The sequence below is a fragment of the Christiangramia sabulilitoris genome (assembly GCF_007050985.1).
GTDB lineage: Bacteria > Bacteroidota > Bacteroidia > Flavobacteriales > Flavobacteriaceae > Christiangramia > Christiangramia sabulilitoris.
The window spans coordinates 1,363,095-1,378,168 of sequence record NZ_VHSF01000001.1; the positions used below are offsets into that span (position 1 = coordinate 1,363,095).

Annotated in this window: 20 protein-coding genes; 9 read left to right on the forward strand and 11 right to left on the reverse strand. The window is 39.2% G+C overall.

Going from position 1 to position 15,074, the window contains the following annotated elements; all coding sequences use genetic code 11:
* Positions 1-48 precede the first annotated feature (48 nt).
* A complete protein-coding gene (locus FGM01_RS06245; RefSeq protein ID WP_143410256.1) occupies positions 49-672 on the forward strand; it encodes a carbonic anhydrase family protein in 624 nt (207 codons plus the stop codon).
* A 74-nt stretch (positions 673-746) separates the two neighbouring features.
* On the opposite strand, the gene FGM01_RS06250 is transcribed toward FGM01_RS06245, so the two are convergent.
* A complete protein-coding gene (locus tag FGM01_RS06250; RefSeq protein WP_143410257.1) occupies positions 747-1,283 on the reverse strand; it encodes a CvpA family protein in 537 nt (178 codons plus the stop codon).
* A gap of 45 nt (positions 1,284-1,328) precedes the next feature.
* Between FGM01_RS06250 and FGM01_RS06255 the strand changes: the two genes are divergently transcribed.
* From FGM01_RS06255 to FGM01_RS06270, 5 genes are read left to right on the forward strand one after another with little or no spacing between them, the layout of a single operon-like run.
* Positions 1,329-1,685, forward strand: coding sequence for a hypothetical protein (locus FGM01_RS06255; protein ID WP_143410258.1), 357 nt, complete (start codon positions 1,329-1,331; stop codon positions 1,683-1,685).
* Positions 1,686-2,411, forward strand: a complete 726-nt coding sequence (locus FGM01_RS06260; protein WP_143410259.1) for a ceramidase — start codon at positions 1,686-1,688, stop codon at positions 2,409-2,411.
* Positions 2,412-2,454: 43 nt separating this feature from the next.
* Positions 2,455-3,474: a phenylalanine--tRNA ligase subunit alpha gene (pheS, locus tag FGM01_RS06265; RefSeq protein WP_143410260.1), complete on the forward strand. Its 1,020-nt coding sequence runs from the start codon at positions 2,455-2,457 to the stop codon at positions 3,472-3,474.
* Positions 3,474-3,650 (forward strand): hypothetical protein, encoded by a 177-nt coding sequence (locus FGM01_RS14530; RefSeq protein WP_166435197.1) that lies wholly within the window; start codon positions 3,474-3,476, stop codon positions 3,648-3,650. The genes pheS and FGM01_RS14530 overlap by 1 nt, the downstream gene beginning before the upstream one ends.
* A complete protein-coding gene (locus FGM01_RS06270) occupies positions 3,647-4,042 on the forward strand; it encodes a hypothetical protein (RefSeq protein ID WP_143410261.1) in 396 nt (131 codons plus the stop codon). Before FGM01_RS14530 ends, FGM01_RS06270 begins: the two co-directional genes overlap by 4 nt.
* Positions 4,043-4,120: 78 nt before the next feature.
* Here FGM01_RS06270 and FGM01_RS06275 read toward each other — a convergent pair whose 3' ends face one another.
* From FGM01_RS06275 to FGM01_RS06285, 3 genes are all read right to left on the reverse strand, one after another.
* Entirely contained in the window at positions 4,121-5,776 is a 1,656-nt protein-coding gene (locus tag FGM01_RS06275; RefSeq protein WP_143410262.1) for an LVIVD repeat-containing protein, read from the reverse strand.
* Positions 5,777-5,945: 169 nt separating this feature from the next.
* Positions 5,946-6,578: a hypothetical protein gene (locus tag FGM01_RS06280; RefSeq protein WP_143410263.1), complete on the reverse strand. Its 633-nt coding sequence runs from the start codon at positions 6,576-6,578 to the stop codon at positions 5,946-5,948.
* A gap of 126 nt (positions 6,579-6,704) precedes the next feature.
* Entirely contained in the window at positions 6,705-7,700 is a 996-nt protein-coding gene (locus FGM01_RS06285; RefSeq protein ID WP_143410355.1) for an NAD(P)H-dependent glycerol-3-phosphate dehydrogenase, read from the reverse strand.
* A 361-nt stretch (positions 7,701-8,061) separates the two neighbouring features.
* Between FGM01_RS06285 and lysM the strand changes: the two genes are divergently transcribed.
* Positions 8,062-8,553 (forward strand): peptidoglycan-binding protein LysM, encoded by a 492-nt coding sequence (lysM, locus tag FGM01_RS06290; RefSeq protein ID WP_143410264.1) that lies wholly within the window; start codon positions 8,062-8,064, stop codon positions 8,551-8,553.
* Positions 8,554-8,688: 135 nt separating this feature from the next.
* Here the strand turns inward: lysM and nadD are convergent, their stop codons facing one another.
* The 4 genes from nadD to FGM01_RS06310 form a co-directional block, all read right to left on the reverse strand.
* On the reverse strand, positions 8,689-9,276 hold the full coding sequence (gene nadD / locus FGM01_RS06295) for a nicotinate (nicotinamide) nucleotide adenylyltransferase (protein ID WP_143410265.1): 588 nt from the start codon (positions 9,274-9,276) through the stop codon (positions 8,689-8,691).
* Entirely contained in the window at positions 9,273-9,860 is a 588-nt protein-coding gene (gene gmk, locus FGM01_RS06300) for a guanylate kinase (RefSeq protein WP_143410266.1), read from the reverse strand. Before gmk ends, nadD begins: the two co-directional genes overlap by 4 nt.
* Positions 9,861-10,718, reverse strand: a complete 858-nt coding sequence (locus tag FGM01_RS06305) for a YicC/YloC family endoribonuclease (RefSeq protein ID WP_143410267.1) — start codon at positions 10,716-10,718, stop codon at positions 9,861-9,863. It lies immediately after the preceding gene.
* Positions 10,719-10,807: 89 nt separating this feature from the next.
* Positions 10,808-11,773, reverse strand: coding sequence for a YheT family hydrolase (locus FGM01_RS06310; protein WP_143410268.1), 966 nt, complete (start codon positions 11,771-11,773; stop codon positions 10,808-10,810).
* A gap of 63 nt (positions 11,774-11,836) precedes the next feature.
* Between FGM01_RS06310 and FGM01_RS06315 the strand changes: the two genes are divergently transcribed.
* Together FGM01_RS06315 and FGM01_RS06320 are read left to right on the forward strand one after the other, a co-directional pair.
* The gene (locus FGM01_RS06315; RefSeq protein WP_262710778.1) at positions 11,837-12,352 is read left to right on the forward strand and encodes an acyl-CoA thioesterase; all 516 of its coding nucleotides are present in this window, start codon (positions 11,837-11,839) and stop codon (positions 12,350-12,352) included.
* Between the two features lie 154 nt (positions 12,353-12,506).
* The gene (locus FGM01_RS06320; RefSeq protein WP_143410270.1) at positions 12,507-12,941 is read left to right on the forward strand and encodes a hypothetical protein; all 435 of its coding nucleotides are present in this window, start codon (positions 12,507-12,509) and stop codon (positions 12,939-12,941) included.
* Between the two features lie 9 nt (positions 12,942-12,950).
* On the opposite strand, the gene FGM01_RS06325 is transcribed toward FGM01_RS06320, so the two are convergent.
* Genes FGM01_RS06325 through FGM01_RS06335 form a run of 3 tightly spaced genes read right to left on the reverse strand, consistent with a single transcriptional unit; the run spans position 12,951 to position 15,004 of the window.
* Positions 12,951-13,850 carry a DMT family transporter gene (locus tag FGM01_RS06325; protein WP_143410271.1) on the reverse strand — a complete coding sequence of 300 codons (900 nt, stop codon included), beginning with the start codon at positions 13,848-13,850 and terminating at the stop codon, positions 12,951-12,953.
* Entirely contained in the window at positions 13,843-14,196 is a 354-nt protein-coding gene (locus tag FGM01_RS06330; protein ID WP_143410272.1) for an arsenate reductase family protein, read from the reverse strand. The genes FGM01_RS06325 and FGM01_RS06330 overlap by 8 nt, the downstream gene beginning before the upstream one ends.
* 10 nt (positions 14,197-14,206) lie before the next feature.
* A complete protein-coding gene (locus FGM01_RS06335; RefSeq protein ID WP_143410273.1) occupies positions 14,207-15,004 on the reverse strand; it encodes a DUF3298 and DUF4163 domain-containing protein in 798 nt (265 codons plus the stop codon).
* Between the last annotated feature and the right edge of the window lie 70 nt (positions 15,005-15,074).

The window sequence follows — 15,074 nt, forward strand, 5'->3', positions numbered from 1 at the left end:
TCAAATCGATGTGATTTGCACATCGATTTGAATTAAACAACCATAATTATGATCAAAGAAATAATAAACAAAGAAAAACAGGATTCCTTAACTCCAGATGCTGTACTACAAAACCTGATGGACGGTAATAAAAGATTTACCGGGAAGAAAATGGAGGCGAGGGATTATTCTTCTCAGATAGAGAAAACCAGTGGTGGACAGTGGCCTCAGGCCGTGGTTCTTGGATGTATAGATTCCAGGGTTGCCGTAGAAACGGTCTTTGACCAGGGAATTGGAGATATTTTTGTAGCCAGGGTTGCGGGTAATTTTGAAAATACAGATATTCTAGGAAGCATGGAGTATTCCTGTAAGGTCGCCGGTAGTAAATTAGTACTTGTACTTGGCCATGAAGGTTGTGGAGCGGTAAAAGCTGCCTGTGACAATGTGGAATTGGGCAATATTACTCACCTACTCAGCAATATTAAACCGGCTGTGGAAGCCACGAAAACAGAGGGTGAAAGAAACTCTCAAAATGATTCTTTCGTTGCTGATGTAGTAGAGAATAATGTTAGACTCACTATGGACAGGATAAGAGAAAAATCTCCTATTCTAAAGGAAATGGAAGAGAATGGAGAAATAAAGATCGTAGGAGGAGTTTATTCTATTTCTACCGGGAAAGTAAGCCTTTTATAGAATTTTACAGGCATAACAATTTTTAGAATCAAAAGATCCGGGGAGGTGACTTTTTAGTTATGTTCCCGGATTTTCTATTTGGTAGAATAACGGTCGTCTTCGCCATCATTCAAAAGATCTTTTTCTTTCACTTGTTTGATGATAGAAGGTAAGATCACCGGGGCTATTACTGCCACAGGATCATATAAGATGGATTCCTGTAAGGTCTGGCTTTCCACTATTTCGATACGCTCGTTCGTGGCATTAAAGAACATTATAATAACACTGGCGATAAAAGCCATTTTCAATAATCCGAATACCCCGCCTAACAGCTTATTCACGATTCCCAGGGCGGCAAAAGCTGCGATTTTGGTCAGCATTTTCCCCACCAGGGAGACAAGAACTACTATGATCACGAAAGTGACTGCAAAACTGATGAGATTAATGTATTGAGGTTGCCAGTCGACTCTTAAGGAAAGGAAATCTCCGAAGAAATGGGAGAGGTGTATTGCGCCGTAAATTCCGGCTATGATCCCTACCAGCGAAGCAAGCTCTGCAAGCAAACCTCGAAAAAAGCCCCGTACCAGCCCATATAATAGCACCAGGCTTAAAATAATATCCACAGTATTCATAAATCAAATATAATAATTATTAAATCTAGATGGTATCTTTGCGGCATGGCAAGAGACGAACAATTAAAAGAAAGATGGGAGAGAGTCCAGAAAAAACTTTCAGACCAGTTTGCAGACGGGGAGTTAATGGAGCTGGATGCTATAATATACCTTATTGGAGTACAGGAATTAGGACAGCCACACCGGCGTTTCAAGAAAGATCATAAACTGGATCTGATGCATATCGCTATTTGTACGTTGCTGGAACCTTACGGATATTACGAATTCGACTTTTTTGATGATGATGGCTGGCCGCATTTTAAAGTAAAGGAGCAATTGCCCACCCTAAAAGCCGGGGAACAGTCTGTCCTTATGAAAGAAGCCATCGTACAATATTTTATGGAAAAAGAATATATCTCTTAAATGAACTGGCGGGCACTTTTACTCGCGTTTCCTTATGATAGCGGTCCGGTTTACCAGGAAACAATGGCCGGCAGACTGCCTGTAGAGCCATTTAATACTTATAGTAATATTCTTTTTCTCTGCATAGTCATTTACTATTCGCTAAAAGTCTATAAAGACTATAATAATCACCGGTTTCTGGCCTGGAGCATTCCGGTCCTCTTTTTAGGTTTTATTGGTGGGACCGTATATCATGCCACCCGGAGCCATGATATCTGGATGTATATGGATTGGCTGCCTATCGTTTTACTTTGCCTGGCAGTTTCGGTGTATTATACCATTAAGCTAAAAATGACCCGGAAAAGCAGAACGACCCTGATCCTTGTCGTTCTTTTCCTGGTCTTCGGAATCAGAATGCTGCCGCTTCCAAGGGGGTTGGAAACTTCCATAGGTTATATCGCCACGGCCATCGGGTTACTGTTGCCCCTCGTTACTTATTTCTATACCACGAAACTACACAATTGGGGATATGTACTTCTGGCTTTTCTTAGTTTTGGTTTTGCCATCGGGTTCAGGATCCTGGACGGATTTTATTATATAATTCCAATGGGAACCCATTGGTTATGGCATGTATTTGGAGCCTTATCGGTCTTTTTCCTGATAAAGTATATCTATAAGGATAAGCTGCCGGTACAACAAGCCGGGCTTGAGATTAAACCGAATAAGCCTTTAAAAGAAGAGGTTTAGGTTTAAATTTTATTAAATTTGCGCTTCCGAAACGAAATCACCTATGATCGATAAAATTAAAGAGCATATCGCTGATGTTGAAAGCTTTAATGCTAAAACGAAAGACGAGATCGAAGCTTTTCGAATTAAATATCTTGGTAAAAAGGGATTGCTGAACGAATTTTTTGCGGAATTCAGGAATGTTCCTAATGAGGAAAAGAAAGCTTTTGGGCAGGCAATAAATGAATTAAAGACGGCTGCACAGGAGAAAGTAAATGCTTTAAAAGAGGAGCTGGAGAATAATGAAGAAGAAAAAGGTGTTTACGGTGATCTCACGCGACCGGCAGAGCCTGTGGAGATCGGTTCCCGTCATCCAATTTCCCTGGTAAAAAACCAGATTACCGAGATATTTTCAAATATTGGTTTCAATGTTTCTGAAGGACCGGAAATGGAAGATGACTGGCATAATTTTACCGCCCTGAATCTTCCAGAGTATCACCCCGCAAGAGACATGCAGGATACTTTCTTTATACAAACAGACCCGGATATTTTACTAAGAACCCATACATCTTCGGTACAGGTGAGGTATATGGAGGAGAATAAGCCGCCCATCAGGACCATTTCTCCGGGAAGGGTTTTTAGGAATGAGGCTATTTCTGCAAGATCACACTGTATTTTTCACCAGGTGGAAGGACTATATATAGATAAGAACGTATCGTTTGCAGATATGAAACAGACCATCCTGTATTTTACTAAGCAGCTGTTCGGGAAATCCAAGATAAGGCTCAGACCTTCATATTTTCCGTTTACCGAACCAAGCGCCGAGGTTGATGTCTATTGGGGACTGGAAACCGAAACCGATTACAGGATTACCAAAGGTACCGGTTGGCTGGAAATCATGGGTTGCGGTATGGTAGATCCAAATGTTCTGAGAAATTGTAATATAGATCCTCAGGAATATTCCGGATTTGCTTTCGGGATGGGAATTGAAAGGATCGCCATGTTGCTATACCAGATAGAAGATATACGTATGTTCTATGAAAACGATCTTCGTTTCCTGGAACAGTTTAAATCTGCCCTTTAGTGAATAATAAAGTTCTTCTTATTCTCGCAGCAGTAATCATAGGCATCATCATATATGTCACTTTTGTTGTTGCCTTGATCAAGGTTACCCTGGGCTTAATATTATTAGCTATTGCCCTGGCGATACTTTGGATCTTCTGGCTAAAAATAAAGAAGAAAGCGAAAGATAAGTTTTGAAAAAAGATATTGAAATACCCGAAGTTAAGGATGTTCATCTGGCCGCGGTCAAGGTTTTTAATGAACAGTTTGAGACTTATGAATGGAACGTATACCTCATAAACAATTCTAACGATCCATTAGAGATGGTTTTAATTGTTTCTAAAGGGTATGATAAGAAAAGAGAAACCTCATTAATGCGGCATAAAATAGAGGTGCTCCCGGCCAGGAATTTTGCTAAAATCGAATATTTGCAGGATGAGGTTCTTCAGCTTAATAACGAGTTTAAAGTAACTTATTTTGAGGGTTCGAAGATGATGGAGAAAACTTTCGTGTTTAGAGCAAATAGTATAAAAGAAAAAGATCTTACGAAGATCCCCGTGATCCCTGAAAAAGGAATTTTGGCAAAATAGATCTGTGGGATATCCTACAAAATTGAAAGAGCCTCTGAGTAATTCCAGAGGCTTTTTAATTGATATCAATGTGATTTGTTAGAATTTATTATTTAGATCTTCGAACTCTCCCAGTACTTCTCCGCCACTGTGAACCCGAACTTCTCCAGATACATAAATCTTTGAATCGTTCCCTACGAATTCAAGGGTTCCACCACTGTTTATATGAAGATCTCCATGTATCTCCATTACACCTTCTATTTTAAATTTGCTGTTGGAGTTTATTATAAGATTTTCAGTAGATTTTTTATTTCCAAGCTTAAAGTTACCAGACATATTTAAAATAGCGTCACTGCTTAGGTTGGCACTACTTTCAATAAGCATATCCCCGCAGAAGTTCAATATTCCATTCACATTAAGGTGTTTCAGGTTCATCAATCCACTGTAAGAGAATTCTTTTCCAGAGGCTATATTTAAATTTTTATCTCCGGCGTAAGCATTATATTCTGAACAATTCAGGAAACCGGCAGATTGTATTTCATCAGCCTGAGGAGCTACGATCTTCAGGATCTTCAAACCGCGGCCTGAAGCTACGTAAATATATTCTCCTTTGGCCTGAACAAAGTTTGCACTTCCCTGAATTTCAGCAATACCTTCGGCCAGGGGATTCAACCTCTCATTAAGTTTTATGATATCAAGGCCCGCACCACCATTGGCCATATAGATGAAGTTGTTGTCGGTAGAAACAGCATTGGTAACCTGGTCGCTCGTGCTAATTGCAGTAGCGTCAGGATGTACCTTTAATGGAAGGCTGGCAATTTTTGTGCCGGCTTCGAAATTGTAAATTCCTACTCCTTCAGTGCCTTCAGATACCAATACATTATCACCAAACCACGCGATAGTCCTTTTAGATTCCGGGGTAAGGGCAGCCGTTGGTATTCTGGAATTCTCGACGAGTCCACCATTAATACCAAGGCTTAAAAGACCAGCTTCACCACTTAATACGGCCAGGATATTGTTTTTATATGCTGCAGATCTAAGGTCGCCATAGTCCAGAAAAGACTTATTGTCAAAAGGGGTAAGATAGCCGGGATACGTGAAATTCCCTACTCCTCCCGCATCTCCGCTAATAATGATCGCTTCACCATTTACTACGAGAATATGAACACCGGCATTACCGGGATTGCTGTAATCTATCTGGAAATCTCCTGAAAACCGACCGTTTTGAACAGCTACAAACCCCTGAATGCTGCGGTTACCGGCACCATCATTTGCTTCTCTAGCCGAGGCTCCCGTGAAAACCAGGTAGCCCTTATTGTCCATATATAATGAATTAATATCGGCAATATCGGTTTTCATTCTGCTAACCAGCACCGGGTGGTATTTATCGCTTACGTCTATAATATCTATACCGCCAAGATAAATTGCGCCTTCTTTGTTATACGAAACATAGGCGAAGTCACCTTTTACATCTACATGGGTTGCGCGTAAGGATTCGCCATTGACCACAGGAGGTTCTATAAAAGCGATTTGTTCTATACCAAAGGCAGAGGCCGATTCTTCTCCCCTGTGACTATTGATATTTGCTATTCCTATAACCCCGGTCTCATCAAAATTGATCGCTGAATCAAGTTCTGATTCATCATTAGAGGTGTTGTAATCTTTATCCAGGCTTTCTGGAATAGAATCGTCATTTTCACAAGAGGTGAAAATTAAGGCTGTAAAAAGGCCTAATCCTAGTAATCTTTTAAACATAAATAGTTAGTATTTCGGGAAGTAAAATTAGCAATTGGTTTCAGAAGAAAAACATAAATTAATCAGTGAGCCCTGGTTTTCGATGAAGAGTAAGAAAAAACTGATAACGGATATTTTTAAAATAAAAAAGACCGGTTTTTAGCCGGTCTTTAAAACTTTTAATGGGATTTTATTTTTTGATAATGTTCGATACATCCTCGAATGTTCCCTGGATGATGGCTTTCTTATGTACTTTAGATTTACCATTTACCTGTAGACTGCTTTCCTCTCCCAGGAATTGTAAAGTGGCTCCTTTACCTAAGGTAAGATCACCTTCGATAAGTACATCTCCTTCTATTACAAAGTGCCCACCATAAAGTACGGTTACATCACCTTTAACATGCATTTCTCCACCAAAATTGAATACCCCGGCATAATTGATTTTTACATCTTCACTGGTTTCAACAGTTCCGCAGATATTTAACTGGTCGTTTAATTCAATATTATTCACACTAACTTCTCCATGGTAAGATTGTGGAGTTTCCTCCAGGACCATAATGCTGTCGCCACCATCATAATGATGATAGGTGTCACAATCGGCTAAGGCACCTTTGAAGAATTGAGGCAAATGTAAATTAGCGCTTAAACCATCTTCTGGTTCATTCCGCATAGGGATGTGAAGTTTGTTAGGGTCGTGTTTTTTTTCTTTTAAAGAATTCTGAATTTCAACAACTTCCTGAGGATCCTCAGCAGTTGCATCAGATTGACAACCTGTAAAAGCCAGTCCAAGAGACAGGCTTAAAATCAGCAGATTTTTTTTCATGATAATTTGGTTCATTAGATTTGGAAAAGTAAATATACTGCTAAAATCTTTAACATTCCAAGATATATCGTTGAAATGTTTAATTGTCAGTTCTTTGAAGATGATGTTGTAGGAAAAAACTTATATTTAATCCAGCTTGTCAACTAGTTTCTTGAAGACCTGCTTAGGATTCTTACCCTCATAGAGAATGGCATAAACAGCATTGATTATCGGGGTTTTGGCACCTTTTTCTTTATTGATCTTATAGGCACTTTCCGTAGCATAGTAGCCCTCTGCGATCATACTCATTTCCATCTGCGCACTTTTCACGGTATATCCTTTACCTATCATATTACCAAACATACGGTTACGGCTAAATACAGAATAACCGGTCACCAGAAGATCTCCCAGGTAAGCAGAGTCATTAATATTCCTCTTCATTTTATGGACCTTCTTGATGAATTTCTTCATTTCTCTAATGGCGTTACTCATAAGTACGCTTTGAAAATTATCCCCGTAGCCTAACCCGTGTGCAATACCCGCGGCGATCGCATAGATATTTTTCAGAACAGCAGCATATTCTGTTCCTATTACATCATCACTAATTTTGCAGGTGATGTAATCACTACCTAAAAAGCCGGCGACGATTTGGGCTTTCTTTTCATCCTGGCAGGCAACAGTAAGATAGGAGAGTCTTTCCAACGCAACTTCTTCTGCATGGCAGGGACCTGTAAGAACCCCGATGTTTTCCATGGGAACATCGAAATATTCATTAAAATGTTCTCCCACGATCAGGCTGGTTTCGGGAACTATCCCTTTAATTGCTGAAAAAACCACCTTATCATGCAAAGGTATTTTTAGATTGTCTAGTTCGCGCTTTAGAAATGCTGAAGGAATAGCAAATATTATAAAATCTGATACCTCCACCACTTCATTTATATCATTGCTAAGATTAAGTTGATCTACATTGAATTCCACAGAACTTAAATAATTCGGGTTATGGTCCTGTTTCTTAATGTGCTCCAGGGCATAAACGCTGCGCATATACCAGTTCACCTCACTAAGGTTTTCACTTAACATCTTTACAATTGCGGTAGCCCAACTACCACCACCAATAACGCCAAAACTAGGAGCTTTATCCATATACATTAAATTCTCGGCTTCAAAAATAAGCAAAATTAGATGTATTTAAAGGTTTTCTCTGTTTTTAGGTTTTTTTATTGCGAATTCCATAATAATCTGATATTTCAACTTTAACAGAAGAATAGCTTTAGAAGGTGCAATCTACTCTGAATGCTATCGTTATTAATATGTTCTAAAAGGTAAGTATTCCCTTTAGAGCGTCTTAGTTTTTTTGGTTGGTTATTTAGTTGAAAAAACCGCTTCCACAGAGGCGGTTTTTTTAATTAAGGTTCAGATTAATTTTGGAAAACTTTAGGATTAGAAAGACCTTCTAACTTCCTTCACTTTTGTACATTTAATTAACTAACTACAAATCAATAATATGGGATTATTTTCTTTTATTAAAGAAGCAGGAAAAAAGATTTTCGGGAAGGAAAAATCAAATACCACCGAAGTTGAAACTGTAGATCACAAGCAGGAAAATGAAAAAGCAGCCAGGAAACTTGAGGAAACCATTGCAGACCTGAATTTAAAGGCTGAAAATCTAAAAATAAACATAGAAAATGACATGGCAGTGGTCTCCGGTAAAGCAATGGACCAGGCGACCAGAGAGAAAATAATACTGGTGATTGGAAATACTGAAGGTATTGCCCAGGTTGATGACCGGATGGATGTAATTAACTCAGAGCCTGAAGCTGTTTTCCATACTGTAGAAAGAGGTGATAGCTTAAGTAAGATTTCAAAAGCTCATTACGGGGATGCGAATCAATACCCGCTCATCTTCGAGGCTAATAAGCCAATGTTGCAGGATCCCGATAAGATTTACCCGGGGCAGGTTTTAAGAATTCCGCCACTAGACGAAAAAAGAAAATAAAAAAAAGACTGTTTAAGAATTTTGAGGATGTTAAATTGAGAGCAGACGACGTTCTAAAGCTTGTAGTTCCACGATGAAAAAAGTAGGATCAATCAGCTAAAAGGAAGATTCAAAATAGGTTTTTAAACAGTCTTTTTACTTTTTATAAAAATTCATCAGATCGATGAATTTCCAGACTTCCCGGTCCAGCAAGGGCCTGATATTTTTACCCTCTTTTATCGCGTTTCTAATAAATGTAGATGAGATCTCCACGATAGGAGCATTTATTTTCGTGATTTTAGGATTATCAGTTAATTCAGATTTAACTTCTCCTGAAGATATCCTGGGATAGACATATATCTCGTGATTTTCAAGGATAACTTCATGATTTTTCCATTTATGGAAGCTTTTCAGGTTGTCCTCACCCATAATTAAACAGAAATCGTTCGTAGGAAATTTTTCCTGGAGATGCGCCAGGGTGTTAACAGTATAATTAGGCTGGGACAAACCAAATTCTATATTACTTGGTTTTAGTTTATGATAATTTTCGCAGGCCTTATAAACCATCTCCAGCCGGTGATTATTATCCAGCAGGCTGCTTTTTTTCTTGTGTGGATTATGTGGTGTAACCACCAGCCAGACTTCATCCAGGTCTGAAAATTCAGCCATATGATTGGCGATAATCAGGTGGCCGGTATGAATAGGATTAAAAGTTCCGAAAAACAAACCTACCTTCCTGTTCATTCTTCTGGTTTTTCAGCACCAACATAATTAGAAACCAGGCTATAAGCCTCTTTTAAAGCGGTGCCTAAATGATTATTTTCTATTATAAAGTCGAATTGCGGGGCCGTAGCCAGTTCAATAGAAGCCTTCGCTACCCGCATATTGATCTTATCGTCACTCTCGGTCTTCCTCTTTTTCAATCGTATCTTAAGCTCTTCTATACTGGGCGGTTTTACAAATACAGCAAGCGTTCTGTCTGGATAAATGTTCTTAATATCAAGGCCTCCAACCACATCGATGTCAAAGATCACATGCTTACCTTTATTCCAGATACGTTCTACTTCGCTTTTTAAGGTGCCGTAGAAATTGTCACGGTAAACTTCCTCCCATTCCAGGAATTCATCGTTTTTGATCTTCTGCTTGAAATCTTTTAAAGACAGGAAGTAATAATCCTGGCCATCCACCTCGTTTCCTCGTGGTTCCCTGGAAGTAGCAGAAATGGAAAAATCCAGTTTCAATTCCTGGTGCTTTAATAAGTGACGTACTATCGTAGTCTTACCCGATCCCGAGGGAGCAGAAAATACGATAAGTTTTCCTTCGCTCATTTAGAGTACGTTTAGAATTTGTTCTTTAATCTTTTCCAGTTCATCCTTCATTTGCACCACCATTTGCTGCATGGGTGCATAATTGGATTTACTCCCAATCGTATTTATCTCCCGTCCTATTTCCTGGGATATAAAGGCAAGTTTTCTTCCGTTGGAATCATCACTGTCTAAAGTCTTTTGAAAATAATCCAGGTGATTATCCAGTCTTACTTTTTCCTCGGTAATATCAAATTTCTCAATATAATAAACGATCTCCTGCTCAAAACGATTTTCATCGGCCTGTTCTTTGATCTCTTCAATTCCCTTTCTTAACCTTTCCCGAACTGCATCTACCCGGTCTGGATCTATCCTGATGACATCTTCCAGGAGTTGCCTGATGTTGGCAATTCTTAGCGAAAGGTCATTTTCCAGCGCTTTACCTTCGTCAGACCTGAATTTGTTGATCTCGGTTAAAGCTTCCTTAACAGCAGTCTCGATCACTTCAAATTCTTCCTCATCAATTTCATCACGCTCGGTCTTTAGAGAATCTGGCATTTTTACGGCCATTTTCAATAATTCCACTTCGCTAACATTAACGATCTCTCTAAGCTGTTGCATATAGTTCCTCACCACCGGAGCATTCACATTGGTAGAAGTTTGTTCTCCCGTGTATTCCACATAAATGGAAAGGTCAACTTTCCCGCGCCCCAGGGAATTAGAAATGATATTCCGAAGATCTAATTCTTTTTCACGGTATTGAGAAGGAATGCGGGCATTCAGGTCAAAATTTTTACTATTCAGAGATTTTAACTCTACTGTGATTTTTTTGTTGGGAATTTGTGTAACGCTTTTCCCGAAGCCTGTCATAGATTGGATCATGCCTGAATTTTAAAAGCTTGCGCAAAGATAATCAATTCTATAGCATCTCCAATTGAATCACCTATCGATGCAGAATTAAAACTAATGGTTTACAGCAACGATTCAATAAAGTTTACTGCCCGCTGTTCGTGGTAATAATAGGCATTGTTGGTTACGAAACCAACATGACCACCATAGGCTGGAACCTCAAGATGAAGATATTCTGAATCTTTGGCGGCATTATATGGGTAACATTTCTCTGAAAGAAAGCTGTCGTTCCCGGCATTGATCATAAGAGTTGGTACATTAATTCCATCCAGGAAATTTTTGGCACTGGCTTCACGGTAATATTCTGAAGCATCTTTAAATCCATGGGCCCGTGAAGTATACAAATCATCTATATCTCTCAGGGACTTACAGGCCGAAATGTCTTTTTTGCTGATCCTCTCCGGAAATTTTTCTGCCCGGTCATAGAGATGTTGTTTTAGGTTTAGCTCAAACCTCTTCGAATAGACAAAATTCCGCATTTTATTGATAGCCCCCAGGGATCCGGCAAGATCGCAGGGGACAGAAATACCCACTGCTCCAATAATCTGCTCCGGGCGGCTTCGGTTTTCTCCCAGATACTTCATGAGCATATTGCCCCCAAGACTAAACCCGACGAGGGCTATTTTATCATACCTGTCCAGGGATAAAACATGAGTCATTACCTGCGCAAGGTCATCGCTGGCCCCGGCATGATAGCTGCGGAAACGACGGTTTAGATCCTCACTGCATCCCCGAAAATTCATAGCTAGAATATCCCAGTTATTATCATTAAATGCTTTGACCATTCCCTTCATATAAGGCCTGTCGGTTTTACCAGCAAGACCGTGCAGCAGGATGACCAAATTGTTTGGATCATCTTTTTGTTTCAGGATCCAGTCCAGGTCCAGAAAGTCACCGTCGCTGGTTTCTATGCGTTCCCTTTTATATCCTGGCAGATCCACCTTTCTTAATGTTGCGGCATATATAGTAGAAGCATCTCCATTCTTAAATATTCCCGGAGGACTATAATTTCCCTTGACAATCGGCATCTTCCAATTTTAATATAAACTTAGGTAAAATAGCTTATGCACGCATAATAATTATTGGTAGTTTTGAAGAAATTGAAGAACATGTACCATAAAAAATTCGAAATAAGATGGAGTGACCTGGATGCGAACAGGCACCTGGCAAACTCAGCCTTTATAAATTTTATGAGTCATACCAGGATGAGTTTTTTAACTGAAAATGGTTTTGGCCAGAAGCAATTATCCCACTATAATCTTGGACCTATTGTTTTTTACGAACATGTGTATTATTTCAAAGAAATCTTTGCCGGTGAACCGGTAACTGTTACCCTGGAATTAAGCGGTATGTCTGAGAATGGAATGTATTTCGAATTTACTCATAAGATATATGATCATTCTGGAAATCACTGTGCTTCCTGCGAAATGATGGGATCCTGGATAGATCTTGAGGAACGCAAACTTACCACCTTGCCTCAGGAATTGTTCAATAAACTAGACGGGAGTTTGAAGTCAAAAGACTTCAGGATCTTATCTAAAGAAGACACCAGAAAGTTTGGCAAACGCCCCCAGAATCTTACACCTGAAGAATTGGAGAAGATCTAATCTCACTAATTCTGCGGGTTTTTAAATAGTTGATTATTTTATGTCTGGCATGTAAGATACTGTTTAAGGTTTTATCTTTCTGATAATCAGTATCTTTATATTTTGAATTTCCCTTTTCTTCCTGCGCTTATGCTTAATCGTTAATCTCAGGAATATGAAAATTTTTCAATTTACCTTTAAGTTGCTGGGGCAGGCTTTGGCTGTTCTAATTCTTCTTCAAAGTTGCAGTATTTACCGGTCTCAAAATATTAGCCTGGACCAGGCGGCTGAAACCAGCCGGAAAGTGAGAGTGAAATCGCAGGGAGAAAAAATCACTTTAAAAAGAATAGAAATTAGTGGTGATGCAGTGTATGGCTATGCCCGTGAAAATTCAAGTGCCTCTAAAAAGCTGCAGGATTTTGGTATAATTGGCCGTGAAAGTGGTAATTTCTATCGTTTCAATCTGGAAAATTTGAAGATCGATGCAATCCAGGCAAAAAATTATACTACATCTACTCTGGCCACGATTGGTCTTGCAGCAGTGGCTGCTTTTGTGGTAATAGCAATACTGGCAGCAGGATCAAGTGCAGTGGGGCCGGGGTTCTATTAAATTATGAGCTTAGGCTTTTATTTTTGTTTTCTTTATGCTTACCATATAAACTCCTATAAATACCAGTGCCGCAGCGATACCTTTGACCGGGGTTAACTTGTCTGCACCTACCGAGATCGCAAAGCTTATGGCAATTAATGGCTGTAAATATATAAATGCACTTATTGTAGAAGGAGAAAGTTGTTTTAGCGCATATATATTTAATAGGTAGGTCATAAATGTTGTACCCAGCACGACAAATCCCATTTTCCAGATAGCATCAATTGGAAGTACCGCCCAGTCCACCTCCATAAACTCGTTCAGGGTTACCGGGAGATTAATAAAAACAGCAATAAGGAAAAGCCATTTCATCAGGGTAATTGAATGATATTTTTTAGTAAGTGGCTTGACCAGAATAAGGTAAAGACCATAGGAGAACGCATTTATTATAAAAAGAATATTTCCCAATGGGATATTAGGAGCATTAAAATTCTCTCCTTTACTGAAAAGTACGAGGACTATCGCCCCGGCCATTCCTACAATGATACCTAAAGTTTTTAGCAGGGTGATCTTTTCCTTTATGAGGATGGCTGCTAGGATAAGTACCATTACCGGCGAAAGCGTGATGATCACCGAGCTGTTAATAGGTGTGGAAAGACTAAGGCCCTTAAAAAAGAAAAGCATATTGATCACCATGCCAAATACGGCACATCCCAGAATTCTGGGCCAGTCTGAATTGGCGATCTTTTCCTTTGGAGCAAAAATACTGATGATCCAGAATAGAATAGCGGCGCCGGTAACCCTAAGCAAAATAAAACCGAAAGGTTCAATATATAAAGGCATAAGACCTTTAGCAATTGTGTGGTTAACCCCGTAAATCGCGCTGGCAGTAAATGCCGCTATGATGGCCAGCATCCTTTTCTTATCCATTGATAGAATCTTTCGCCTGTGCTACGGTCTTTTTTGAATTCCCAATAAATATCCTATCCTCATTAATGATCACTGGTCGTTTTAAAAATGTATAATGTTCCAGGATGAGGTTCCTGTAATCATCTTCAGAAAGCTCCTTATTTTTAAGCTCTCTCTCTTTGTAAAGCATGGCTCTTTTACTGAAAAGTGATTCATAACTCCCAGAAAGTTTATGCATCTGCGTCAATTGTTCCGCTGATATTTTTTCGGATTTAATATCCTGAAGTTCGAAAGAACCGGGGAGTTTCAATTCATTTAAAATTCGTTTACAAGTGTCACAGGTAGACAGATAATATACTTTTTTCATAACCGGTATTTTATTTTTGCTGTGATGATGGATCTTCTTTAATCTTTAAAAACTGAGCAACTTCAGACTTCTGGTAGGTCATCACGAAATGCCCGTCAGAATAAGGCGCAATATCATATGCGTTATAGTAAAGGGTAATTTGCGATTCATTTATACCTATATTTTCTGGTAGGTGAAATTCGTCATTTTCGAAGAGTAATCCCGTGCTGTTTATATTTTCATCTAACGGAATTCCCTGTTTTTCCCGAAAGTCCTTTTCCACAAAATCTTCAAATTCTGTTGAAAAAAGTTTTGTATTGTTGAGGATCTCACCAGTTTCGGGATCGAAATTCACAAAATTTGTACTTCGGTACCCATGAGCACCACCGGTAAACATATCTGTATTGAATTGTATGGAAATTATTGCAGAAGACCGGTAATGTACTTTTCCATGTATGGTAGCTTCCCAGGCCAACTCATGGTCTGGAAACTCCTCTGCAGCTTCTTTGTAATCCTCGATAAAATTTGCTGCTAGTTTTTCAGCATCATCGGTATTTCTATCATCCTGGAAGTCCAAAGTTCTTACTATAAAATCTTCGATCTTAGTATTTATTTTTTCCGCAGCTCCATTACCATTTTCAGCGACCGGGAAACTAAGGCTTATAAAAGTGCAGTCTCCCTTTTCAGGATCACAATCATCTAACTTCTTTTCAATGGTTTTAGAAGTAAAAGAAAGGCTCTCAGGTTTTGCACTTTCATTTCCGTTTTTCTCATCGGCACAGGAAGTACCCATTAATACCATCAAAAATATGGTCAAAATTCTTTTCACAATATATAGCTGTTAAATACCGAGATAAAGGTAAAGGCAATTTTGTGATTGCCCAACGTGCCCGCTACAT